This window comes from Actinotalea sp. Marseille-Q4924 (assembly GCF_916618755.1).
Lineage (GTDB): Bacteria > Actinomycetota > Actinomycetes > Actinomycetales > Cellulomonadaceae > Actinotalea.
Genome location: NZ_CAKAKB010000001.1, coordinates 492,626 through 517,386 on the forward strand (window position 1 = coordinate 492,626; position 24,761 = coordinate 517,386).

The window sequence follows — 24,761 nt, forward strand, 5'->3', positions numbered from 1 at the left end:
GCGGGATGAGATGCGGATGAGAGTCCTGACCTGGAGGTCGACCGTACGCACCCGGCGTGCCGGCGTCACGGCGACCGCAGGATCCCGCGCTCGAGGGCCACCGTGACGGCCCGCGTGCGGTCGTCGACGCCCAGCTTCGCGAAGACGCGCAGCAGGTGCGTCTTCACCGTCGCCTCGGTGATGAACAGGTCGGTGCCGATCTGCGCGTTCGTGCGGCCCCGCGCGACACCCCGAAGGACCTCGAGCTCGCGGGGCGTCAGCCGCTCCGACGCGTGCCTGACCTGGTGCACGAGCCGGCGGGCGACGGACGGCGCGAGCACGGTCTCGCCGTCGGCGGCGGCACGGACCGCGGCCACGAGCTCCTCGCGGGGCGCGTCCTTGAGCAGGTAGCCGCTCGCACCCGCCTCCACCGCGCGCAGGATGTCCGCGTCCGTCTCGTAGGTGGTGAGCACCACCACCCGCGTGGCCGACCGCGCCCGGAGGATGCGCTCCGTCGCGCCGGCACCGTCCAGCACCGGCATGCGGAGGTCCATGAGCACGACGTCGGGCCCGACCTCCGCGGCCAGGGCCACCGCCTGCTCCCCGTCCGCCGCCTCGCCGACGACGACGAGGTCCGGCTCGCCCGCGAGCAGCCCGACGATCCCGGCGCGCACGACGGGATGGTCGTCGACGACGACGATCCGGATGCTCATGGGCCCCCCCGCACCGCGCCCGGCACGCGGACGGTGACCGCGGTGCCGCCCTCGGCGGGGTTGCGGACCGACACCTCGCCGCCGCCGGCGGAGACCCGGGCGCGCATCCCGCTGAGGCCGTAGCCCTCGGACGCCCCTGTCGCGATGCCGCGGCCGTCGTCGACCACCTCGAGCTCGACCGTTCCACCCCGCCGGACGTCGGCGGCGTCGTCCGTGCCGGCCGGGGGCTCGCGGCGAGCTGCGGCGCCGTCGTCGGGCACCGTGGTGAGCCGCAGCCGGACCCGCTCCGCCTGCGCGTGGCGCCGCACGTTCGTGAGCGCCTCCTGGGCCGCACGGAGCAGCACGACCTCCGCCTCGCGGCTGACCGGCAGCTCGTCGTCGGGCAGGACCACCTCGACGGTCACGCCGGTCTCGGCCTCGAAACGGCGGGCGAGGCGCTCGAGCGCGCCGGCGACGGTGACCCCGTCGAGCGCGACGGGGGAGAACGCCGCCACGAGCGCCCGCGCCTCCGCGAGGTTGTCCCGCGCGGTGCGCTCGGCGAGCTCGAGCCGGGCGACGGCGGCGTCCGGGTCGTCCCGGCGGATGTCGGCCACGGCGGTCTGGGTCAGCATGACCACGCTCGTGAAGCCCTGGGCGAGCGTGTCGTGGATCTCCCGCGCCATGCGCTCGCGCTCGGCCACGACACCGGCGGCGTGGTGGACGTGCGCGAGCTGCGCCTGCGCCTCCTCGAGCTGCTCGAGCAGGAGGGCGCGCTGCTCGCTCTGCTCCGCGACGTAGGTGATCCACAGGCCGAGCAGCACCGCGAAGGCGAGCGAGACGCCGCCCTGGGTCGCCAGGACGCCCATGTCCCGGGCGTCCGTGATGCCCTCGCGCAGGGCGATCGCGCCGAACACCCCGATCGTCAGGACGACGGAGACGACGACGCCCGCCCGGCGGGACTCGGCGAAGTACCAGACCTGGCTGTAGGCGACGAAGAGGAGCAGGCTGCCGACGTCGTTCGTCACCGTGAGCACGAGGGCGGCCACGACGAGGACGGTGAGGTAGACGGCGACGAGGACACGGTCCCCGGTCCGGGCCGCCCGCCGCCCGACCGCGACGTACGCCGCGACGAGCCCGACGACCGTCGCGGTCCCCCACACGAGCTCCGTCGTCGTCGCCCGCTCCTGGGTGAGCAGGGCGGCGGCGGTGATCGCGCTGAGGGCGTAGAAGGCCAGGTCCCACCCGCGCTGCGTGCGCTTCCAGAACTCGGTGCGCTCGGACCGCCACCGGGGCTCGTCCGGGACGACGGGCCCCGGCGCGGGCGCGGCCTGGTCCGCCGTGCCCCGTCCGGCGGGCCCGGCCCCGGCGGCGTCAGCCGTCGTCACGCCGCCGCCACCGGAAGGTGCGGATCCCCACGACCAGGCCGACCACGAGGTACGCCGTGAGGACGGCGGCGATCCCCGCGTGCTCCCAGCTGCCGGCCGGCTCCATGACCACAGCCTCCTCCGGCAGGAACACCGAGCGCATGCCCTGCGCCATCCACTTGAGCGGGAAGACCGAGGCGACCTGCTGCATCCACGTCGGCAGGTCGCCGTACGCGAAGAACACGCCGGAGACGAACTGCAGCACGATGACGACCGGGGTGACGACGGCCGACGCCGAGCGCCCGCTGCGCGGCAGGGACGAGAAGGCGACGCCGCAGATCGCGCCCGCCGCGGTGCCCAGGGTGAACACCCAGGCGAACGTCCACCACCGGCCCGGGTCGGACGGCAGGTCGATGCCGAACATCCCGGCAGCGACCACCAGCAGAAGCGCCACCTGCACGAGGCTGACGGCCAGCACCAGCCCGACCTTGCCCAGGAAGTACGCGGCCGGCGGCATCGGCGTCCCCCGCAGCCGCTTGAGACCGCCCTCGTCGCGCTCGACCGCGATCGAGATCGCGAGGTTCTGGAAGCTGGAGAGCAGCACGCCCGTGGCGACCATGCCGGGGAGGAAGTACTGCGCGAACGGGACCCCCGGCTCCGGCCCGACGGTCGCCCCGCCCTGGCCGAAGACGGTCGCGAAGATCGCCAGCATGATCACCGGGTAGGCGAAGATGAAGATCACGGCGTCGCGCTCGCGGAAGAAGCCGATGGTCTCGGTCCGGGTGCGGGCGAGCGAGAGGGCGAGCGTGGAGGGCAGCCGCCCGCTCCGGCGGGCGGAGGCGCCCGGGCGCGCGCTGCTCGGGCCGGTGACGGGCGTCGTCGTCGAGGTGCTCATCGTGCCGTCTCCAGGGTGGGCGCGGACGGGTTGGCGACGGGCTGCCGGTGTGCTCCGGCGGTCCCGGACGCGGCGCCGTCGTCGGCCGCGTCGGGAGGTAGCGCCACGGGGACACCGCCGCTCTCGCCGATGAGCGCCAGGTAGACCTCCTCGAGGGTGGGCCTGCGGACCTCCAGGTCCGGCACCTCCGCCCCGAGCCTGCCGGCGAGGGCGGCCACGAACGCCGTCGGCGCGGCGGTGCGCTCCTCCCGGCGGACGCCGTCCTCCGACCACAGCACGACGGCGTCGCGCTGCGCACGGTCCCCGAGCCGGGCCGGCACGTCGAGTGCGACCACCCGGCCGTCGCGGACGACGGCGCACCGGTCCGCGAGGTGCTCGGCCTCGTCGAGGTAGTGGGTCGTGAGCAGGATCGTCGTGCCCTCGTCCCGCAGGCCCGCGATGAGGTCCCAGAACACGAGCCGCGCCTCGGGGTCGAACCCCGTGGTGGGCTCGTCGAGGAAGAGCAGCTCGGGCCGGCCGACGATCCCCAGCGCGACGTCGAGGCGCCGTCGTTGGCCGCCGGAGAGCTGGCGCGTGCGCGTGCGGGCCTTCTCGGTGAGCCCGACGGCGGCGATCACCTCCTCCGGGTCGCGCGGTGACGGGTAGTACCGGGCGAAGTGGTGGACGAGCTCGCGCACGGTGAGCTCGGCGTGGTCGTCGCTGGACTGCAGGACGACACCGATGCGGCTGCGCCAGGCCCGCCCGGCCGTGCCGGGGTCCTCGCCGAGGACCAGCACCTCGCCGCCGTCCCGGCGGCGGTGCCCCTCGAGGATCTCCACGGTGGTCGTCTTCCCCGCCCCGTTCGGTCCCAGGACGGCGAAGATCTCGCCGGCGTGCACGGTGAGGTCCAGGCCGTCGACGGCGCGCTTGGTGCCGTAGTGTTTGCTCAGGTCCCGGACGTGGACGGCTGCTGCGCTCATGGCACCAGCCTGGCGCGCCGACCGGGCCCGTGGGCAGGACCTGACGACGGGTCCGGGGGTCCACCGATCGGTGGACCCCCGCGTCGCGACGACGTCTAGCGCGCCTCGCCGAGGAGCGTCTGCAGGCGCTGCACGCCCTCGACGAGGTCGTCGTCCCCCAGCGCGTAGGAGAGGCGGAGGAACCCGCTGGGGCCGAACGCCTCGCCCGGCACCACGGCGACCTCGACCTCGTCGAGGATCAGCGCGGCGAGCTCGGCGGACGTCGTCGGCGTGACGCCGCGGATCGTCCGCCCGAGGAGCCCCTCGACGCTCGGGTAGGCGTAGAAGGCGCCCTTGGGGGTGGGGCAGACGACGCCGTCGATCGCCGAGAGCATCTCCACCATGGTCCGGCGGCGGCGGTCGAACGCCGTGCGCATCTCGTGCACCGCCGAGAGGTCCCCCGTGAGCGCGGCGATCGCCGCCCGCTGCGAGACGTTGGCGACGTTCGACGACAGGTGCGACTGGAGGTTCGTGGCCGCCTTGATGACGTCCGCGGGGCCGATCATCCAGCCCACGCGCCAGCCGGTCATCGCGTACGTCTTCGCGACGCCGTTGAGCACGACCGTGGTGTCGGCGAGCTCGGGGACCGCGCGGACGATCGGCGTGAACGCGGCGTCGTCGTAGACGAGGTGCTCGTAGATCTCGTCGGTGATGACCCAGATGCCGTGCTCGAGGGCCCACCGGCCGATCTCGGCGGTCTGCTCGGGCGAGTAGACGGCGCCGGTCGGGTTCGACGGGGAGCAGAAGAGCAAGGCCTTGGTGCGCTCGGTGCGGGCCGCCTCGAGCTGCTCGACCGTCACGAGGTACTCCTGCTCCGTCCCCGCGAAGACCTCGACGGGCTCGCCGCCCGCGAGGCGGATCGCCTCGGGGTAGGTCGTCCAGTACGGGGCCGGCAGGAGCACCTCGTCACCCGGGTCCACGAGCGTCGCGAACGCCTGGTAGACGGCCTGCTTGCCGCCGTTCGTGACGAGCACCTGGCCGGGTGCCACCTCGTAGCCGGAGTCGCGCGCCGTCTTGGCCGCGATCGCCTCGCGCAGCTGCGGCAGGCCGGCCGCCGGGGTGTAGCGGTGGTTCGCAGGGACCGCGCACGCCTCGACCGCGGCGTCGACGATGTACTGCGGCGTGGGGAAGTCGGGCTCGCCCGCGCCGAACCCGATCACGGGACGGCCCGCCGCCTTGAGCGCCTTGGCCTTGGCGTCGACCGCGAGGGTCGCGGACTCGGCGATGGAGCCGATGCGTCGAGAGACGCGGCGGGGGGCGGGAGGCCCGGCGGGGGCGTCGTGGGCGTCGGTGGTCGCAGGCGTCTGGCTCACGCACCCCATACTGGCACCACGCCCGTCCCGGCCGGGGGAGTGGTTCGACCCGCGGGCCGCGAGCACGTACACTCGCTGGCTGGTGGTCGACGCCCGCCGCAGTGGGCCGTGCCCGCGAGCCGTGACTCGTCGGGCGGGGCGCACGGACGGGCAGCTCCACGAGCAGTACCGAAGGGCAGTGGCGCAATTGGTAGCGCACCGGTCTCCAAAACCGGCGGTTGTGGGTTCGAGTCCCTCCTGCCCTGCGTGATCGGCCGACAGGTCGCTCCGGACGTCAGCCCGTCCTGGCGCGGTACCGGCCGGCGTCGGCGCGTCGCGGGTCACGGCGGCCGGTCCGGGACGACCGGGCACGCCGACGGCGCACGGCGACGCATCCCGCGTCGCACCGACAGCAGCACGACGAGACGTAGGGACGAACTGTGAGCGAATCCGCACGTGCGGCCGCCTCCGGTGCCGAGGGCAGCAGCGCCGGCACCGGCGCGGGCACGACCGGCCGCGCGCCGGAGCGCAAGCAGCCGGAGCGGCGCGGCGTCTTCGCCCGCATCGCCCTGTTCGTGCGCCAGGTCGTCGCCGAGCTGAAGAAGGTCGTCCGGCCGACGCGCTCGGAGCTGATCAACTACACGACCGTGGTGCTCGTCTTCGTCATCGTGGTGATGGCGTTCGTCACCGTCCTCGACCTGGGGATCGGGACCGCCGTCGGCTGGATCTTCGGCGGCTGACGCGCCGCCGTCCCCGACGCCCACGCCACCACCGAGCAAGAAAGCAGGTTCACCCGTGTCGCAGGAGCCGCTGGAGCCCCAGGCCGACGTCGAGGCCCCCGAGGTGCTCGAGGCCGTGCAGTCCGTCGAGGACGTCGAGGCGGACGCCGCGGTCGACGAGGCGGAGCACGACCTCGACGCCGCGGTCGAGGTCGCGGTCGACGTCGCCGAGGAGGAGGACGTCGACCCGGTCGACGCCTTCAAGGCCGAGCTGCGCCGCCTGCCCGGCGAGTGGTTCGTCATCCACTCCTACGCCGGCTACGAGAACCGGGTGAAGGCGAACCTCGAGAACCGCATCCAGAGCCTCAACATGGAGGACTACATCTTCCAGGTCGAGGTGCCGATGGAGGAGGTCACCGAGATCAAGAACGCGCAGCGCAAGATCGTGCGCCGCGTCCGGATCCCGGGGTACGTCCTCGTCCGCATGGACCTCACCGACGAGTCGTGGGGCGCCGTGCGCCACACGCCGGGCGTCACGGGCTTCGTGGGCCACACCCACCAGCCGGTCCCGCTCACGCTCGAGGAGGTGTTCGGCATGCTGGCCCCGAGCCTCGCCCCCGCGACGGAGAAGAAGTCGGCCGCCGCCGCACCGCAGATCGCCGTCGACTTCGAGGTCGGCGAGTCGGTCACCGTCACCGACGGCCCCTTCGACACGCTGCCCGCGACGATCTCCGAGATCAACGCCGAGTCGCAGAAGCTCAAGGTGCTCGTCTCCATCTTCGGCCGGGAGACCCCGGTCGAGCTGTCGTTCAACCAGGTCGCCAAGATCTGAGCCGTCCCGGACGGTCGCACGACAGCACTGCAACCGGGTCATCGCCCACGGCGTCGGCCCACGGACACGGAAGGCAGTCATGCCCCCCAAGAAGAAGGTCTCCGGCCTCATCAAGCTCCAGATCAACGCTGGTGCTGCGACGCCGGCCCCGCCGATCGGCCCCGCGCTGGGTCAGCACGGCGTCAACATCATGGAGTTCTGCAAGGCCTACAACGCGGCCACCGAGTCGCAGCGTGGGAACGTCATCCCGGTCGAGATCACGGTCTACGAGGACCGTTCCTTCACGTTCATCACCAAGACGCCGCCCGCGGCCGAGATGATCAAGAAGGCCGCCGGCGTGGCGAAGGGCTCGGCGACGCCGCACACCGCGAAGGTCGCGTCCCTCACCCAGGACCAGGTCCGCGAGATCGCGCAGACGAAGCTCGAGGACCTCAACGCGAACGACATCGACGCGGCGATGAAGATCATCGCCGGCACGGCCCGGTCGATGGGTATCACCGTCCAGAGCTGAGGCGCGCAGCCGGAGGTGGGCCCGAGCGCAGCGAGGTCCCGCCGAAGGCGAGCACCGAAGGTCTGGACCATCAGAACCGTCCAGAGCTGAGGCGCGCAGCCGGAGGTGTGGGGCCGAGCGCAGCGAGGTCCCGCCGAAGGCGAGCACCGAAGGTCTGGACCGTCGGACCGTCAGAACCGTCCAGGACGAGGCATCCCGCCTCACCGGACACCGAGTGGCAGGGCCAGGCGCTGGCCCGGTGACCACGACCTGCAGAGGAGAAGCAGATGGCACAGCGCAGCAAGGCGTACCGCAACGCCGCGGAGCGGATCGACCGGGAGCGGCTGTACGCGCCGCTCGAGGCGATCCGCCTGGCGAAGTCGACGTCGACCACGAAGTACGACGCGACGGTCGAGGTGGCCTTCCGCCTCGGTGTCGACCCCCGCAAGGCGGACCAGATGGTCCGCGGCACCGTCAACCTGCCGCACGGCACGGGCAAGACGGCGCGCGTCCTCGTCTTCGCGACCGGTGAGCGTGCCGAGCAGGCCCGCGCGGCCGGCGCCGACGAGGTCGGTGGCGACGAGCTCATCGAGAAGGTGGCCGGCGGCTACACCGACTTCGACGCCGCGGTCGCGACGCCCGACCTCATGGGCAAGGTCGGTCGACTGGGCAAGGTGCTGGGCCCCCGCGGCCTCATGCCGAACCCGAAGACCGGCACGGTCACGATGGACGTCGCGAAGGCCGTGACCGACATCAAGGGCGGCAAGATCGAGTTCCGCGTCGACAAGCACTCGAACCTGCACTTCATCATCGGCAAGGCGTCGTTCGAGGACGTCCAGCTGGTGGAGAACTACGCGGCGGCGCTCGACGAGGTCCTGCGTCTGAAGCCGTCGACGTCGAAGGGCCGGTACATCACCAAGGCCTTCGTGACGACGACGATGGGCCCGAGCATCCCGCTCGACCAGAACAAGACGCGCAACCTCACCGAGGAGGACGACGTCGCCTGACGTCCCTCCCGCTCGACGGCGGAGGGCCCGGCAGCTGTGCTGCCGGGCCCTTCGGCATCCCCGGTCGGACGTGTGCGCGGCGGTGGGTCGGCGCGCGCGGCTCGTCCGTCAGTGACCCGGGTGCCCGCTCGCGGGCACGTCGCTCACCGGCGGGCGCGTCTGGAGGCCGTGGTCGCCGTGCGGCACCGCGTGCCGGCCGGCCTCGGTGCTCGCGAGGCCGCCGGCCGTGATCGCGGCGACCACGACGGCGCCGCCCGCCCAGCCGGCCAGCCGCAGCACGGGACGACCGCGGGACGCGGGGCGCCCCGACCGCACGCCTGCTGCTGCGACCGCCGCGCTGCCCAGCAGCAGCGCCACCAGTGCGGCGTCGGCGCCGTCCGCGACGTGCGGCACACCGCCCGGCATCGCGCCGGACGTCGCGACCGCGGCCCACGCGGCTCCGGCGCCGCCGAGCAGCGCCGCCTCACGCGGGCCCGGGGTGCGGCGCCGGCGCACGCCCAGCAGGCCGCGCACCCCGACGACCACGCCCAGCGTCACCAGGGTGACGCCCCACGCCGCACCCCCGGCGTGCCGCAGGTGCTCGGCGCCCGACGCGACGGCGACCAGCCCGGCGCCGACCCGGCCGAGGCCCAGCAGGCCGACGGCCGGTGCCGGCAGGGAGCGGTCCGCGGCGCCGTCGGCCGTCACGCCGGTATCCGTGCGCGCGCCGTCCGCCGCGCCGCCACGGGCCGCCAGGCCGACGGCGAGCGCGGTGCTCACGGCGTCACCGGGTGGCGGCGGCGTGCGTGCCCGCGCGCTCGCGGTCACCGGCGAGGCCGACCCCGAGGAGCAGGAGCGCGCTGGCCATGTGCAGGACGTTGTCGGCACCGTTGAGCGCGAGGATGTTCGCGCCCGACCCGATGAGGAAGAGGCCGACGAGCCCGACGACGAGGTAGACGGCGCCCACGACCGTGTTCGCGACGGTCGCGGCGGCGGCGGAGCGGACCGAGGACGCGAGCAGGGCCGCACCGATGGCGAGGTGGACGACGTTGTGGAGGGGGTTGACCTCGAAGAGGATCAGGGTCGCCCCGTCGGTGGCGGCGAGGTCGACGCCCGTGGTGACGACGAAGCCCGCGGCGCCGACGAGCAGGTAGACGACGCCGAAGACGCCGGCGACGAGGCGGTTGGGGGAGCGGTTCATGGAAGGACCTCCGGTGAGGGGCGGGCCGGTCCCGCCGTCGACCGGTGTTCGCGGCCGGGGGCGGTGCGGATGGGTCGGTCGTCGGGTGAGGAGGCCGCCAGGGCCCGATTTGGTCCCGGGCGCCGTCTCTCGTACTCTGGGCGAGCCCAAGACCGCAGGTCGTCGGCTGCCCGCATGCGGGTGGTCGACCGAAGCTCCGCTCGAGCGGGGGCCGGCGCAGGTGATGTGACTTCCGATCGGACGGCCGTCGTGCCCGTCCTGCCGTGAGCCCCGCGCCTGCGCGGGGCTCTTCTCGTCTCCGGGGCGATGTCCGACTGCGGGACCACCACCGGAAGGATTGCCATGGCGAGGCCGGACAAGGCAGCCGCGGTCGCTGAGCTCACCGAGCAGTTCCGTGAGTCCAACGCCGTCGTGCTGACCGAGTACCGCGGGCTCACCGTCGCGCAGCTCAAGCAGCTGCGTCGCGCGCTCAGCGGCAACGCAACCTACGCCGTGGTGAAGAACACGCTGTCCGCCATCGCGGCCAAGCAGGCGGGCGTCGAGGGTCTCGACGCCCAGCTCGCCGGCCCCTCGGCCGTCGCCTTCGTGACCGGTGACCCGGTCGAGGCGGCCAAGGGTCTGCGTGACTTCGCCAAGGCGAACCCTCAGCTCGTGATCAAGGGCGGTGTCCTCGACGGACGCGCCCTCGCGGCCGAGGACATCACCAAGCTCGCGGACCTCGAGTCCCGCGACGTGCTGCTGGCCAAGATGGCCGGCGCGATGAAGGGCAAGCTCTACCAGGCTGCCTACATGTTCACGGCGTCCACGGCCCAGGCCGCGCGCGTCATCGATGCCCTGCGTGAGAAGCGGGCGAACGAGGAGCAGGCGGCCTGACCCCTCGGGCCTCCCGCCCGGGTCACCACCCGCTCCCCGACACACCACACCCCACCTGCTCCGCAGAGCAGGGCAACCAGGAAGGAACCGCCACCATGGCGAAGCTCAGCACCGAGGAGCTGCTCGACGCGTTCAAGGAGCTCACGCTCATCGAGCTCTCCGAGTTCGTGAAGGCCTTCGAGGAGACCTTCGAGGTCACCGCTGCCGCCCCGGTCGCCGTCGCGGCCGCCGCCGGCCCCGCCGCCGCCGCCGAGGAGGTCGAGGAGAAGACCGACTTCGACGTCGTCCTCGAGGCCGCCGGCGACAAGAAGATCCAGGTCATCAAGGAGGTGCGCGCCCTCACGAGCCTCGGCCTGAAGGAGGCCAAGGACCTCGTCGACGGTGCCCCGAAGCCGGTCCTCGAGGCCGTCAACAAGGAGACCGCGGAGAAGGCCAAGGCCGCCCTCGAGGGCGCCGGCGCCACCGTCACCCTCAAGTGACCCTGCGCTCCTGACGCGGGTCGGCTCCGGCCGACGTCCGAGGCCCGCACCCCAGCACGGGGTGCGGGCCTCGTCACATCCGTCGGGCGTGGGGGCTTGACGTGGCGGTTGGACAATGCTGTCCTGTCCGGCTACGCTAGCGCTTTGCGCTGGCTTGTGCCTGCCCTCCCTCAACCCGCTCTCGGCCCCGAACTGTGCCCGGTGGCCGATCCGCTGTCGCGGGCCGGTCGGGACGAGGGTAGGACACGGTCCCGCGCGTGTGCACACGATCCGCAGGGAAGGACCCCTCTTGGCTGCCTCGCGCACCCCTTCTGCTCCGTCCGCCGACGCTATCGCGAACCGCACCGCATCTCGCCGTATCTCCTTCGCCACGATCCACGAGCCGCTCGAGGTCCCCGACCTCCTGGGCCTGCAGACCGAGAACTTCGACTGGCTGCTGGGCAACGAGGCGTGGAAGCAGCGCGTCACCGCCGCCCTCGAGGCCGGCCGGCAGGACGTGCCCGAGACCTCCGGTCTGGAGGAGATCTTCGAAGAGATCTCCCCGATCGAGGACTTCGGCGGCAGCATGTCGCTCTCGTTCCGCGACCACCGCTTCGAGCCCCCGAAGTACACGGCGGAGGAGTGCAAGGAGAAGGACTTCACCTACGCGGCGCCGCTCTTCGTCACCGCCGAGTTCGTCAACTACACGACCGGTGAGATCAAGAGCCAGACGGTGTTCATGGGCGAGTTCCCGCTCATGACCGAGCGCGGCACGTTCATCATCAACGGCACCGAGCGCGTCGTCGTCTCGCAGCTCGTGCGCTCCCCGGGCGTCTACTTCGAGCGCACGGCGGACAAGACCTCGGACAAGGACATCTTCACCTCGAAGATCATCCCGTCCCGCGGTGCGTGGCTCGAGTTCGAGATCGACAAGCGCGACGCCGTCGGCGTGCGCGTCGACCGCAAGCGCAAGCAGTCGGTGACCGTCTTCCTCAAGGCGCTCGGCATGACCGAGGCCGAGATCCGCGAGGAGTTCGCGCAGTTCCCGGCCGTCCTGGAGACGCTCGAGAAGGACCACGTGAACACCGAGGAGGAGGCCCTCCTCGACATCTACCGGAAGATCCGCCCGGGCGAGCCGCCCACGGTGGAGGCCGGCCGCGCGCTGCTGGAGAACTTCTACTTCAACCCCAAGCGCTACGACCTGGCGAAGGTCGGCCGCTACAAGGTGAACAAGAAGCTCGGCATCGACGTGCCGCTGAGCGACTCCGTGCTCTCGGTGACCGACGTCGTCGCGACGATCAAGTACATGGCCGCGCTGCACGCCGAGGTCGCCACGATCCCCGGCCGCCGCAACGGCGAGCCCGTCGACGTGCGCGTCGAGACGGACGACATCGACCACTTCGGCAACCGCCGCATCCGCGCCGTCGGCGAGCTCATCCAGAACCAGGTCCGCACGGGCCTGTCGCGGATGGAGCGCGTCGTGCGCGAGCGGATGACGACGCAGGACGTCGAGGCCATCACGCCGCAGACCCTGATCAACATCCGCCCGGTCGTGGCGTCGATCAAGGAGTTCTTCGGCACCTCGCAGCTGTCGCAGTTCATGGACCAGAACAACCCGCTCGCGGGCCTGACGCACAAGCGGCGTCTGTCGGCCCTGGGTCCCGGCGGTCTGTCCCGTGACCGCGCCGGCATGGAGGTCCGTGACGTCCACCCGTCGCACTACGGCCGCATGTGCCCGATCGAGACCCCTGAGGGCCCGAACATCGGCCTCATCGGCTCGCTCGCCACCTACGGGCGGATCAACGCGTTCGGCTTCGTCGAGACCCCGTACCGCAAGGTCGACAACGGCCGCGTCACGGACGAGGTCAACTACCTCACCGCCGACGACGAGGACCGCTTCGTCATCGCGCAGGCCAACGCCGCGCTCGCGGAGGACGGCCACTTCGCGGAGGACCGCGTCCTCGTGCGCGTCAAGGGCGGCGAGGTCGAGATCGTCCCGGGCGACATGGTCGACTACATGGACGTCTCGCCGCGGCAGATGGTCTCGGTCGCCACCGCGATGATCCCGTTCCTCGAGCACGACGACGCGAACCGCGCGCTCATGGGCGCGAACATGCAGCGCCAGGCCGTGCCGCTGGTGCGCTCCGAGGCGCCGCTGGTCGGCACGGGCATGGAGCGCCGTGCCGCCGTCGACGCGGGTGACGTCATCGTGGCGACCAAGCCGGGCGTGGTCACCGAGGTGTCCGCCGAGCTGATCACCGTGGCGAACGACGACGCGACGACGTCGACCTACCGGGTCGCGAAGTTCCGTCGGTCGAACCAGGGCACGTCCTACAACCAGCGCGTGCTGGTCGACGAGGGCGCCCGGGTGGAGGTCGGCTCCGTGCTGGCCGACGGCCCGGCGACGGACGAGGGCGAGCTCGCGCTCGGCCGCAACCTCCTCGTGGCGTTCATGTCGTGGGAGGGCCACAACTACGAGGACGCCATCATCCTCAGCCAGCGTCTCGTGCAGGACGACGTCCTGTCCTCGATCCACATCGAGGAGCACGAGGTCGACGCGCGCGACACCAAGCTCGGCCCGGAGGAGATCACCCGGGACATCCCGAACGTCTCCGAGGAGGTCCTCGCGGACCTCGACGAGCGCGGCATCATCCGCATCGGTGCCGAGGTGGCGGCGGGCGACGTCCTCGTCGGCAAGGTCACGCCCAAGGGTGAGACCGAGCTGACCCCCGAGGAGCGCCTGCTCCGCGCGATCTTCGGCGAGAAGGCGCGCGAGGTGCGCGACACGTCGCTCAAGGTGCCCCACGGCGAGTCCGGCACGGTCATCGAGGTGCGGACGTTCAGCCGCGAGGACGGCGACGAGCTGCCCGCCGGTGTCAACGAGCTCGTCCGGGTGTACATCGCCCAGCGCCGCAAGATCACCGACGGCGACAAGCTCGCCGGCCGCCACGGCAACAAGGGCGTCATCGCCAAGATCCTCCCGGTCGAGGACATGCCCTTCCTGCCCGACGGCACCGCGGTGGACATCGTCCTCAACCCGCTCGGCGTGCCCGGCCGCATGAACGTCGGCCAGGTGCTCGAGACGCACCTCGGGTGGGTCGCGAAGCAGGGCTGGGACATCCAGAACGCCTCCGACGCGTCCGCCCGGTGGCGGGACCGGGTGCCCGAGGTGGCCGAGCGCAGCGCGCCCGGCACCCCCGTGGCGACGCCCGTGTTCGACGGTGTGCCGGAGGAGGTCCTCACGGGTCTGCTCGGCAGCACGCACGCGAACCGGGACGGCGACCGGATGGTCGACGAGACCGGCAAGGCGCGGCTGTTCGACGGCCGCTCCGGCGAGCCGTTCCCGGACCCGGTGGCGGTCGGCTACATGTACATCCTCAAGCTCCACCACCTCGTCGACGACAAGATCCACGCCCGCTCGACCGGCCCGTACTCGATGATCACCCAGCAGCCGCTCGGTGGTAAGGCGCAGTTCGGCGGCCAGCGGTTCGGCGAGATGGAGGTGTGGGCGCTCGAGGCGTACGGCGCCGCGTACACCCTCCAGGAGCTCCTGACCATCAAGTCCGACGACGTGCCCGGTCGCGTCAAGGTCTACGAGGCCATCGTCAAGGGCGAGAACATCCCCGACTCGGGCATCCCGGAGTCGTTCAAGGTCCTCCTCAAGGAGATGCAGTCGCTCTGCCTGAACGTCGAGGTGCTGTCGTCCGACGGCGTCTCCATCGACATGAAGGAGAACGACGACGAGGTGTACCGCGCGGCGGAGGAGCTGGGCATCGACCTGTCCCGCCGCCCGAACGCCTCCAGCATCGAGGAGATCTGATCTCGCCTGCCCCGGGACCCCACGGCCCCGGGGCAGGTCACCGGCACTCACCGGCCAACTCACGGTGAATACGGACTGAGAAGGAAGTAGGAACCTTGCTCGACGTCAACGTCTTCGACGAGCTGCGCATCGGCCTGGCGACCGCGGAGGACATCCGCACGTGGTCCCACGGCGAGGTCAAGAAGCCCGAGACCATCAACTACCGGACCCTCAAGCCGGAGAAGGACGGGCTCTTCTGCGAGAAGATCTTCGGTCCCACCCGGGACTGGGAGTGCTACTGCGGCAAGTACAAGCGCGTGCGCTTCAAGGGCATCATCTGCGAGCGCTGCGGCGTCGAGGTGACGCGCTCGAAGGTGCGCCGTGAGCGGATGGGCCACATCGAGCTCGCCGCGCCCGTCACCCACATCTGGTTCTTCAAGGGTGTCCCCTCGCGCCTCGGCTACCTGCTGGACCTGGCGCCGAAGGACCTCGAGAAGGTCATCTACTTCGCCGCCTACATGATCACCGAGGTGGACGAGCAGGGCCGGCAGGAGGACCTGCCGAACCTGCAGAACGAGATCGACCTCGAGAAGAAGGAGATCTCGACCCGCCGCGACGTCGACATCGACAAGCGCGCGCGTCGGCTCGAGGAGGACCTCGCCCAGCTCGAGGCCGAGGGTGCCAAGGCCGACGCGCGCCGCAAGGTCCGCGACTCGGCCGAGCGCGAGATGGCGCAGATCCGCAAGCGCGCGGACGCCGAGATCGAGCGGCTCGAGCAGGTCTGGGACCGTTTCAAGAACCTCAAGGTCGCGGACCTCGAGGGCGACGAGATGCTGTACCGCCAGCTCGGCGACCGCTACGGCAACTACTTCAAGGGCGCGATGGGCGCCGCCGCGATCCAGAAGCGCCTCGAGGACTTCGACCTCCAGGCCGAGGCGGACTCGCTGCGCGACATCATCAAGAACGGCAAGGGGCAGCGGAAGACGCGTGCCCTGAAGCGCCTCAAGGTCGTCAACGCGTTCCTCACCACGAGCAACACGCCGCTCGGCATGGTGCTCGACGCCGTCCCGGTCATCCCGCCGGACCTGCGCCCGATGGTGCAGCTCGACGGTGGCCGGTTCGCGACGTCCGACCTCAACGACCTGTACCGCCGCGTCATCAACCGGAACAACCGCCTCAAGCGGCTGCTGGACCTGGGCGCGCCGGAGATCATCGTCAACAACGAGAAGCGGATGCTCCAGGAGGCCGTCGACGCGCTGTTCGACAACGGCCGCCGCGGTCGTCCGGTGACCGGCCCGGGCAACCGCCCGCTGAAGTCGATCTCCGACATGCTCAAGGGCAAGCAGGGCCGGTTCCGCCAGAACCTGCTCGGCAAGCGCGTCGACTACTCGGGCCGTTCGGTCATCGTCGTCGGCCCGGAGCTCAAGCTGCACCAGTGCGGCCTGCCCAAGCAGATGGCGCTCGAGCTCTTCAAGCCGTTCGTCATGAAGCGGCTCGTGGACCTCAACCACGCGCAGAACATCAAGAGCGCCAAGCGCATGGTCGAGCGTGCCCGCCCGCAGGTGTGGGACGTGCTCGAGGAGGTCATCACCGAGCACCCGGTGCTGCTGAACCGCGCGCCCACGCTGCACCGTCTCGGCATCCAGGCGTTCGAGCCGAAGCTGGTCGAGGGCAAGGCGATCCACCTGCACCCGCTGGTGTGCGCCGCGTTCAACGCCGACTTCGACGGCGACCAGATGGCGGTGCACCTGCCGCTGTCCACCGAGGCGCAGGCCGAGGCCCGCATCCTCATGCTGTCGAGCAACAACATCCTCAAGCCGTCGGACGGCCGTCCGGTCACCATGCCCTCGCAGGACATGATCATCGGCCTGTTCCACCTGACGGCCGACAAGGACGACGCCCACGGCGGCGGACGCGCGTTCGTCTCGGTCTCCGAGGCGATCATGGCGTTCGACCAGGGCTCGCTCGACCTCAACGCCGTCGTCGGCATCCGGTTCACCGACCTGGTGCCGCCGGCCGACTTCGACGCGCCCGAGGGCTGGGAGCCGGGCCTGCCGATCGTCCTGCAGACGACGCTGGGCCGTGCGCTGTTCAACGAGCTGCTCCCGGTCGACTACCCGTACGTCAACGGCGTCGTCGACAAGAAGCGGCTCTCGTCGATCGTCAACGACCTGGCCGAGCGGTACCCGAAGGTGGAGGTCGCCGCGAGCCTGGACGCGCTCAAGGAGGCCGGGTTCCACTGGGCCACCCGCTCCGGCGTCACGATCGCCATCTCGGACGTCGCGACCCCGCCGGACAAGCAGAAGATCCTCGACACCTACGAGGCCCGTGCGTCGAAGATCCAGAGCCAGTACGACAAGGGTCTGATCACCGACGACGAGCGCCGTCAGGAGCTCATCGAGATCTGGACCCAGGCGACGGACGAGGTCGCGAGCGTGATGAAGGACAACTTCCCCGCGCACAACACCCTCAACCGCATGGTGTCCTCCGGGGCCCGAGGCAACTGGATGCAGGTCCGGCAGATCGCGGGCATGCGTGGCCTCGTGGCCAACCCGAAGGGCGAGATCATCCCGCGCCCGATCAAGTCGAACTACCGCGAGGGCCTGTCGGTCCTGGAGTACTTCATCGCGTCGCACGGCGCGCGGAAGGGCCTGGCGGACACCGCGCTGCGGACCGCCGACTCCGGGTACCTCACCCGTCGTCTCGTCGACGTCTCGCAGGACGTCATCATCCGCGAGCACGACTGCGGCACCGAGCGCGGGCTGACGATGCCCATCGCGGAGACGCTGTCGGACGGCACCCTGGTCCGGCACGAGAAGGTCGAGACCAGCGTGTACGCGCGGACCCTCGCCACGGACGTCGTCGCGAGCGACGGCACCGTGGTGGGCAACGCGGGTGACGACGCGGGCGACGTCCTCATCGCACGCTTCCTCGAGGCCGGCGTCACGGACGTCAAGGTCCGTTCGGTCCTGACGTGCGAGTCGCGGGTCGGCACCTGCGCCCTGTGCTACGGCCGGTCGCTGGCGACGGGCAAGCTCGTCGACATCGGCGAGGCCGTCGGCATCATCTCGGCGCAGTCCATCGGCGAGCCCGGCACCCAGCTGACGATGCGGACGTTCCACACCGGTGGTGTGGCCTCGGCCGACGACATCACGCAGGGTCTGCCGCGTGTCCAGGAGCTCTTCGAGGCCCGCACCCCCAAGGGTGAGGCGCCCATCGCGGAGCACACCGGCCGCATCGCCGTCGACGACACGGAGCGCCTGCGCAAGCTGGTCCTCACGCCCGACGACGGCTCGGAGGAGGTCGCCTACCCGGTCTCCAAGCGGTCGCGGCTGCTCGTCTCCGACGGCGACCACGTCGAGGTCGGCACGCAGCTCGTCCAGGGGGCGGTGGACCCGAAGAAGGTGCTCCGCATCCTCGGCCCGCGTGCCACCCAGAAGCACCTGGTGGACGAGGTCCAGGAGACCTACCGCTCGCAGGGTGTGGACATCCACGACAAGCACATCGAGGTCATCGTGCGGCAGATGCTGCGGCGCGTGACCGTGCTGGACTCGGGCGAGACCGACCTGCTGCCCGGCGAGCTCGCCGAGCGCGGCCGGTTCGAGGAGGCCAACCGCAAGGCGGTCGCCGAGGGGCGTCAGCCGGCGGCGGGTCGCCCGGAGCTCATGGGCATCACGAAGGCGTCGCTCGCGACCGACTCGTGGCTGTCCGCGGCCTCGTTCCAGGAGACGACGCGCGTCCTCACCGAGGCGGCGATGAGCGGTCGCAGCGACCCGCTCCTCGGCCTCAAGGAGAACGTCATCATCGGAAAGCTCATCCCCGCCGGCACGGGCATGCCCCGCTACGTCGACGTCACGGTGGAGCCGACCGAGGAGGCGAAGGCCGAGCTGTACCCGTCCTTCGGCTACGACGAGATCGACTTCCCGCCGCTCGGCATGGGCTCCGGCGAGGCGATCCCGCTCGAGGACATCGACTTCGGCGACCTGCGCTGAGTCGAGCCTGACGACGTCGGCCGTCGACCCGCGCGAGCGGGCGGCGGCCGTCGTCGTCGGTCCTCGGCCGGCGGACCCGGTCGCACGGCCCCGGTCGGGCGTGCCCCTCGTCACTTTGACGCTCCCTGGACCGGCAGGTAGCGTTGGCCCCTGTGCCCGCGCCGTCGGGCCCTCGCGCGTGCATCGCCACCGAGCCGCCCGTGCCCTCCGGGGCAGCGGGGTCGGGGGAGGTGCGATGGCCGGTGGACCACCGCGCGCTGAACCCCCGTCCGATCATGGAGGCGGGTGGCGACGCGCTCAGGTGGCCCGACACACCCGGACGCGGGGGTCGGTGCGGGACGAAAGATCCCGGGTCGCAGCAGTGCGGCCCGCATGACCGGGTCCCTCCCGGTCCGACCAGACGAGCAGTACCGAGAGACACGGAGACGTAGTGCCCACGATCCAGCAGCTCGTGCGCAAGGGAAGGTCGTCCAAGGCGAACTCTTCCAAGACGCCGGCCCTCAAGGGCAGCCCCCAGCGACGCGGTGTGTGCACGCGCGTCTACACGACCACCCCCAAGAAGCCGAACTCCGCGCTGCGCAAGGTCGCGCGCGTGAAGCTCTCGAGCCAGATCGAGGTCACGGCGTACATCCCGGGTGTCGGCCACAACCTCCAGGAGCACTCGATCGTGCTCGTCCGCGGCGGCCGTGTGAAGGACCTCCCCGGTGTCCGCTACAAGATCATCCGCGGTGCGCTCGACACCCAGGGCGTGAAGAACCGCAAGCAGGCGCGCAGCCGCTACGGCGCGAAGAAGGAGAAGAGCTGATGCCTCGCAAGGGCCCGGCCCCGAAGCGGCCGCTCATCGTCGACCCGGTCTACGGGTCTCCTGTCGTCACCCAGCTCATCAACAAGGTCCTGCTCGACGGCAAGAAGTCCGTCGCGGAGGCCATCGTGTACGGCGCCCTCGAGGGTGCGCGCGAGAAGACGGGCAGCGACCCCGTCGTCGTCCTCAAGCGTGCGCTGGAGAACGTCCGTCCGGCGCTCGAGGTCCGGTCCCGCCGGGTCGGCGGCGCCACCTACCAGGTCCCGGTCGAGGTCCGTCCGGTCCGCTCGACGACCCTCGCGCTGCGCTGGCTCGTCGACTACTCGCGGGCTCGTCGTGAGAAGACGATGACCGAGCGCCTCATGAACGAGATCCTCGACGCCAGCAACGGCCTGGGTGCCGCGGTCAAGCGTCGCGAGGACATGCACAAGATGGCCGAGTCGAACAAGGCGTTCGCCCACTACCGCTGGTGATCCCAGCGGGGCCGCCGCCTCCTGACCCGTACCGAGAAGGGCTTACCCGTGGCACTTGACGTGCTGACCGACCTCAAGAAGGTCCGCAACATCGGCATCATGGCGCACATCGATGCCGGTAAGACGACGACCACCGAGCGGATCCTGTTCTACACCGGGGTCAACTACAAGATCGGTGAGACGCACGACGGCGCCTCGACGATGGACTGGATGGAGCAGGAGCAGGAGCGCGGCATCACGATCACGTCGGCCGCGACGACCTGCTACTGGCAGAGCAACCAGATCAACATCATCGACACGCCGGGCCACGTCGACTTCACCGTCGAGGTGGAGCGGTCGCTGCGCGTGCTCGACGGTGCTGTCGCCGTGTTCGACGGCAAGGAGGGCGTCGAGCCCCAGTCCGAGACGGTGTGGCGGCAGGCGGACAAGTACAACGTCCCGCGCATCTGCTTCGTCAACAAGATGGACAAGCTCGGTGCGGACTTCTACTTCACCGTCGACACGATCGTGAACCGCCTCAAGGCCAAGCCGCTCGTGCTCCAGCTCCCGATCGGCGCCGAGAGCGAGTTCATCGGCGTCGTCGACGTCGTCTACAAGCGGGCCCTGACGTGGCGCGGTGACGTCAAGATGGGTGAGGACTACACGATCGAGGAGATCCCCGCCGATCTCGTCGAGAAGACCGAGGAGTACCGGGCCCAGCTCGTCGAGGCCGTGGCCGAGGCCGACGAGGAGCTGCTCGAGAAGTACCTCGGCGGCGAGGAGCTCACCGAGGACGAGATCAAGGCCGGCATCCGCCGGCTCACGATCGCGGGCGAGGCGTACCCCGTGCTGTGCGGCTCGGCGTTCAAGAACAAGGGCGTGCAGCCCATGCTCGACGCCGTGATCGACTACCTGCCCGGTCCGCTGGACGTGCCCCCGATGGAGGGCCACGACGTCAAGGACGCGGAGAAGATCATCACGCGCGCGCCCTCGGCGGACGAGCCGTTCTCCGCGCTGGCGTTCAAGGTCGCCACGCACCCGTTCTTCGGGAAGCTGACCTACGTCCGCGTCTACTCCGGCAAGGTCCCCTCCGGTGCCCAGGTGGTCAACTCCACCAAGGGCAAGAAGGAGCGCATCGGGAAGCTCTTCCAGATGCACGCCAACAAGGAGAACCCGGTCGACGAGGCCACGGCCGGCCACATCTACGCGTTCATCGGGCTCAAGGACGTCACCACGGGTGACACCCTGTGCGACCCGCAGAACCAGATCATCCTCGAGTCGATGACCTTCCCCGAGCCGGTCATCGACGTGGCGATCGAGCCCAAGACCAAGGGCGACCAGGAGAAGCTCTCCGTCGCGATCCAGAAGCTCGCCGAGGAGGACCCGACGTTCCGGGTGCGCCTCGACGAGGAGACCGGCCAGACCGTCATCGGCGGCATGGGCGAGCTCCACCTGGACATCCTGGTCGACCGGATGCGCCGCGAGTTCAAGGTCGAGGCGAACGTCGGCAAGCCGCAGGTCGCCTACCGCGAGACCATCCGGCGCAAGGTCGAGAAGATCGACTACACGCACAAGAAGCAGACCGGTGGGTCGGGCCAGTTCGCGAAGGTGCAGATGACCTTCGAGCCGCTGGAGTCCGAGGACGGCGACATGTACGAGTTCGTCAACTCGGTCACCGGTGGGCGTGTCCCGCGCGAGTACATCCCGAGCGTCGACGCCGGCGTGCAGTCCGCGATGGAGCTCGGCGTCCTCGCCGGCTTCCCGCTGGTCGGCATCAAGGCGACGCTGCTCGACGGCGCGGCGCACGACGTCGACTCCTCCGAGATGGCGTTCAAGATCGCCGGCTCCATGATCCTCAAGGAGGCGGTCCGGAAGGCGGACCCCGCCCTCCTCGAGCCCATCATGGCCGTCGAGGTGCGCACGCCGGAGGACTACATGGGTGAGGTCATCGGCGACATCAACTCCCGTCGCGGCATGATCCAGTCCATGGAGGACGCGACGGGCGTGAAGGTCGTCCGCGCCCTCGTCCCGCTGTCGGAGATGTTCGGGTACGTCGGTGACCTGCGGTCCAAGACCCAGGGTCGCGCGGTGTACTCGATGCAGTTCGACAGCTACGCCGAGGTTCCTCGGAACGTTGCCGAGGAGATCATCAAGAAGACCCGGGGCGAGTAGTCCCACAGGTCGAACCGCCAGTACAACCATCAACCTGTAGCGACCGCAACGCCCCGCAGGCGTCATCCGGCACCTGCACCGTTCGGCACAACTACCCAGTCCGAGGAGGACACCAGTGGCGAAGGCCAAGTTCGAGCGGACCAAGCCGCACGTCAACATCGGGACCATCGGTCACGTCGACCACGGCAAGACGACGCTGACCGCTGCCATCTCGAAGGTGCTGCACGACAAGTACCCCGACCTGAACCCCTTCACGCCGTTCGACGAGATCGACAAGGCGCCGGAGGAGAAGCAGCGCGGTATCACGATCAACATCGCGCACGTCGAGTACCAGACGGAGAAGCGCCACTACGCGCACGTCGACGCGCCGGGTCACGCCGACTACATCAAGAACATGATCACCGGTGCCGCCCAGATGGACGGGGCGATCCTGGTGGTCGCCGCGACGGACGGCCCCATGGCCCAGACGCGTGAGCACGTCCTGCTCGCGCGCCAGGTCGGCGTGCCCTACCTGCTCGTGGCGCTCAACAAGTCCGACATGGTCGACGACGAGGAGATCCTCGAGCTCGTCGAGATGGAGGTCCGCGAGCTGCTGTCGGCGCAGGGCTTCGACGGCGACGAGGCCCCCGTGGTCCGCGTCTCGGGCCTCAAGGCGCTCGAGGGCGACCCGAAGTGGGTCGAGTCCGTCCAGGAGCTCCTCGACGCCGTTGACGAGTCCGTGCCGGAGCCGGTGCGTGATATGGACAAGCCGTTCCTCATGCCGATCGAGGACGTCTTCACCATCACGGGCCGTGGCACCGTCGTGACCGGCAAGGTCGACCGCGGCAAGCTCGCGATCAACTCCGAGGTCGAGATCGTCGGCATCCGCCCGGCGCAGAAGACCACGGTCACGGGCATCGAGATGTTCCACAAGCAGATGGACGAGGCGTGGGCCGGCGAGAACTGCGGCCTCCTGCTCCGCGGCATCAAGCGCGAGGACGTCGAGCGCGGCCAGGTCGTCGTGAAGCCGGGTTCGATCACGCCGCACACCAACTTCGAGGCCCAGGTCTACATCCTGGCCAAGGACGAGGGCGGCCGTCACAACCCGTTCTACTCGAACTACCGTCCGCAGTTCTACTTCCGGACGACGGACGTCACCGGCGTCATCACGCTGCCCGAGGGCACCGAGATGGTCATGCCGGGCGACAACACCGAGATGTCGGTCGAGCTGATCCAGCCGATCGCCATGGAGGAGGGCCTCGGCTTCGCCATCCGTGAGGGTGGTCGGACCGTCGGCTCCGGCAAGGTCACCAAGATCGTCAAGTGACGTCGACGAGGGCCCGGACCACGTGTGGTCCGGGCCCTCGCCGTGTCGTCCGGTCGCGCACCTCGTGCGGCGACGGTGCAGCCCCCAGGGGCGGCGTACGACGACGGCGCCGACGGGACCTGCACGGCTACCACGCACCGCACGGCCAGGCCGTGCGACACGCGATTGGTCTTCGTGGGTTTCGTCTGGCACACTGTTCAGGTTGCCCGGCGCCGTTGCGTCCGAACGCGGCCGCCGGCGGGATCGTCCAGATCCAGCCCGGTGTCGGCGCGTGTCCGGACCGGAGCGCAGCAACCACGTACGACAGACGTTGAGGGACCAGCCCGCCTGCGGCGGGTGGTCCCGACAGCATCCAACGACCTCGTGCCTTCACGGGTGCGCAGCGCGAAGGTGTGTCGCGAAACGCGACACGCCCGAGTGCGGGGGTCGGACAGCTAGCGGTTCGAGAGAGAGAGTCAGACGACGCCATGGCGGGACAGAAGATCCGCATCCGGCTCAAGTCCTACGACCACGAGGTCATCGACAGCTCGGCGCGCAAGATCGTCGACACGGTGACGCGCGCTGGTGCGACGGTCGTGGGCCCGGTGCCGCTGCCGACGGAGAAGAACGTCTTCTGCGTCATCCGGTCGCCTCACAAGTACAAGGACAGCCGCGAGCACTTCGAGATGCGCACCCACAAGCGCCTCATCGACATCATCGATCCCACGCCGAAGGCGGTCGACTCGCTCATGCGTCTCGACCTGCCCGCGGACGTGAACATCGAGATCAAGCTCTGAGGCTCAGGAGATCACGATGACCACGCTTCCCCAGAACGCCAGGCCCGTCACGGCCGTGCTGGGCACCAAGCTCGGCATGACCCAGGTGTGGGACGAGGCCGGGCGCCTCGTGCCCGTCACGGTCGTGCAGGTCGGCACGAACGTGGTGACCCAGGTCCGCTCCGAGGAGACGGACGGCTACGCCGCGGTCCAGCTGGCCTTCGGCCAGATCGACCCGCGCAAGGTCACCCAGCCGCTCAAGGGCCACTTCGAGAAGGCCGGCGTGACCCCGCGCCGCCACGTCACGGAGATCCGGACGCCCGACGCCGCCCAGTACGCGCTCGGCCAGGAGATCACCGCCGAGGCCTTCACCGCCGGCCAGCTCGTCGACGTCGTCGGCACCACCAAGGGCAAGGGCACCGCGGGCGTCATGAAGCGCCACGGCTTCTCCGGCGTCGGCGCCTCGCACGGTGCCCACCGCAACCACCGCAAGCCCGGCTCGATCGGTGGCGCCTCGACGCCGTCGCGGGTCTTCAAGGGACTGCGCATGGCGGGCCGGATGGGTCACGTCCGCCAGACCACCCAGAACCTGACCGTGCACGCGGTCGACGCCGAGAAGGGCCTGGTGCTCGTCAAGGGCGCCGTCCCGGGCCCCAAGGGCGGCGTCGTGCTGGTGCGCAACGCCGCGAAGGGAGCGTGAGTCC

General features: G+C 70.6%; 21 protein-coding genes and 1 tRNA gene. 15 read left to right on the forward strand and 7 right to left on the reverse strand.

All coding sequences use genetic code 11. From position 1 onward, the window contains the following. Positions 1-65: 65 nt before the first annotated feature. From LG379_RS02310 to LG379_RS02330, 5 genes are all read right to left on the reverse strand, one after another. Complete coding sequence (locus LG379_RS02310; RefSeq protein WP_225752972.1) at positions 66-692, reverse strand: response regulator transcription factor; 627 nt, start codon at positions 690-692, stop codon at positions 66-68. After that, positions 689-2,056: a sensor histidine kinase gene (locus LG379_RS02315; protein WP_225752973.1), complete on the reverse strand. Its 1,368-nt coding sequence runs from the start codon at positions 2,054-2,056 to the stop codon at positions 689-691. Before LG379_RS02315 ends, LG379_RS02310 begins: the two co-directional genes overlap by 4 nt. Then, positions 2,043-2,930: an ABC transporter permease gene (locus tag LG379_RS02320; RefSeq protein ID WP_225752974.1), complete on the reverse strand. Its 888-nt coding sequence runs from the start codon at positions 2,928-2,930 to the stop codon at positions 2,043-2,045. The genes LG379_RS02315 and LG379_RS02320 overlap by 14 nt, the downstream gene beginning before the upstream one ends. Beyond that, positions 2,927-3,889, reverse strand: coding sequence for an ABC transporter ATP-binding protein (locus tag LG379_RS02325; RefSeq protein ID WP_225752975.1), 963 nt, complete (start codon positions 3,887-3,889; stop codon positions 2,927-2,929). The genes LG379_RS02320 and LG379_RS02325 overlap by 4 nt, the downstream gene beginning before the upstream one ends. Positions 3,890-3,984: 95 nt before the next feature. Further along, positions 3,985-5,163: a pyridoxal phosphate-dependent aminotransferase gene (locus LG379_RS02330; RefSeq protein ID WP_225753338.1), complete on the reverse strand. Its 1,179-nt coding sequence runs from the start codon at positions 5,161-5,163 to the stop codon at positions 3,985-3,987. A 250-nt stretch (positions 5,164-5,413) separates the two neighbouring features. Between LG379_RS02330 and LG379_RS02335 the strand changes: the two genes are divergently transcribed. The 5 genes from LG379_RS02335 (at position 5,414) to rplA (ending at position 8,268) form a co-directional block, all read left to right on the forward strand. Next, positions 5,414-5,486, forward strand: a tRNA-Trp gene (locus LG379_RS02335). A 174-nt stretch (positions 5,487-5,660) separates the two neighbouring features. Then, entirely contained in the window at positions 5,661-5,960 is a 300-nt protein-coding gene (gene secE, locus LG379_RS02340; RefSeq protein ID WP_225752976.1) for a preprotein translocase subunit SecE, read from the forward strand. 55 nt (positions 5,961-6,015) lie between these two features. Next, a complete protein-coding gene (gene nusG, locus LG379_RS02345; RefSeq protein WP_225752977.1) occupies positions 6,016-6,771 on the forward strand; it encodes a transcription termination/antitermination protein NusG in 756 nt (251 codons plus the stop codon). Positions 6,772-6,850: 79 nt separating this feature from the next. Continuing rightward, complete coding sequence (gene rplK, locus LG379_RS02350) at positions 6,851-7,282, forward strand: 50S ribosomal protein L11 (protein ID WP_225752978.1); 432 nt, start codon at positions 6,851-6,853, stop codon at positions 7,280-7,282. A gap of 266 nt (positions 7,283-7,548) precedes the next feature. Beyond that, entirely contained in the window at positions 7,549-8,268 is a 720-nt protein-coding gene (rplA, locus tag LG379_RS02355; RefSeq protein ID WP_225752979.1) for a 50S ribosomal protein L1, read from the forward strand. A gap of 108 nt (positions 8,269-8,376) precedes the next feature. Here rplA and LG379_RS02360 read toward each other — a convergent pair whose 3' ends face one another. Both LG379_RS02360 and LG379_RS02365 read right to left on the reverse strand, forming a co-directional pair. After that, positions 8,377-9,027 carry a hypothetical protein gene (locus LG379_RS02360; RefSeq protein ID WP_225752980.1) on the reverse strand — a complete coding sequence of 217 codons (651 nt, stop codon included), beginning with the start codon at positions 9,025-9,027 and terminating at the stop codon, positions 8,377-8,379. A gap of 4 nt (positions 9,028-9,031) precedes the next feature. Then, on the reverse strand, positions 9,032-9,448 hold the full coding sequence (locus tag LG379_RS02365) for a DUF4383 domain-containing protein (RefSeq protein WP_225752981.1): 417 nt from the start codon (positions 9,446-9,448) through the stop codon (positions 9,032-9,034). A gap of 342 nt (positions 9,449-9,790) precedes the next feature. Here LG379_RS02365 and rplJ point away from each other — a divergent pair, with 342 nt between their 5' ends. From rplJ to rplC, 10 genes are all read left to right on the forward strand, one after another. After that, a complete protein-coding gene (rplJ, locus tag LG379_RS02370) occupies positions 9,791-10,321 on the forward strand; it encodes a 50S ribosomal protein L10 (RefSeq protein ID WP_225752982.1) in 531 nt (176 codons plus the stop codon). Between the two features lie 95 nt (positions 10,322-10,416). Then, on the forward strand, positions 10,417-10,800 hold the full coding sequence (gene rplL, locus LG379_RS02375; protein WP_225752983.1) for a 50S ribosomal protein L7/L12: 384 nt from the start codon (positions 10,417-10,419) through the stop codon (positions 10,798-10,800). 289 nt (positions 10,801-11,089) lie between these two features. Next, positions 11,090-14,599: a DNA-directed RNA polymerase subunit beta gene (gene rpoB / locus LG379_RS02380; protein ID WP_225752984.1), complete on the forward strand. Its 3,510-nt coding sequence runs from the start codon at positions 11,090-11,092 to the stop codon at positions 14,597-14,599. Between the two features lie 95 nt (positions 14,600-14,694). Continuing rightward, positions 14,695-18,570, forward strand: a complete 3,876-nt coding sequence (locus tag LG379_RS02385; protein WP_225752985.1) for a DNA-directed RNA polymerase subunit beta' — start codon at positions 14,695-14,697, stop codon at positions 18,568-18,570. Between the two features lie 430 nt (positions 18,571-19,000). Continuing rightward, positions 19,001-19,375 (forward strand): 30S ribosomal protein S12, encoded by a 375-nt coding sequence (gene rpsL, locus LG379_RS02390; RefSeq protein WP_034223461.1) that lies wholly within the window; start codon positions 19,001-19,003, stop codon positions 19,373-19,375. Further along, positions 19,375-19,845, forward strand: coding sequence for a 30S ribosomal protein S7 (rpsG, locus tag LG379_RS02395; RefSeq protein ID WP_225752986.1), 471 nt, complete (start codon positions 19,375-19,377; stop codon positions 19,843-19,845). The genes rpsL and rpsG overlap by 1 nt, the downstream gene beginning before the upstream one ends. A gap of 48 nt (positions 19,846-19,893) precedes the next feature. Then, entirely contained in the window at positions 19,894-21,996 is a 2,103-nt protein-coding gene (gene fusA, locus LG379_RS02400; RefSeq protein ID WP_225752987.1) for an elongation factor G, read from the forward strand. Positions 21,997-22,111: 115 nt separating this feature from the next. Then, positions 22,112-23,302: an elongation factor Tu gene (gene tuf / locus LG379_RS02405; RefSeq protein ID WP_225752988.1), complete on the forward strand. Its 1,191-nt coding sequence runs from the start codon at positions 22,112-22,114 to the stop codon at positions 23,300-23,302. A gap of 467 nt (positions 23,303-23,769) precedes the next feature. Beyond that, on the forward strand, positions 23,770-24,078 hold the full coding sequence (rpsJ, locus tag LG379_RS02410) for a 30S ribosomal protein S10 (protein ID WP_012867945.1): 309 nt from the start codon (positions 23,770-23,772) through the stop codon (positions 24,076-24,078). A gap of 16 nt (positions 24,079-24,094) precedes the next feature. After that, entirely contained in the window at positions 24,095-24,757 is a 663-nt protein-coding gene (gene rplC / locus LG379_RS02415) for a 50S ribosomal protein L3 (protein WP_225752989.1), read from the forward strand. Positions 24,758-24,761 lie beyond the last annotated feature (4 nt).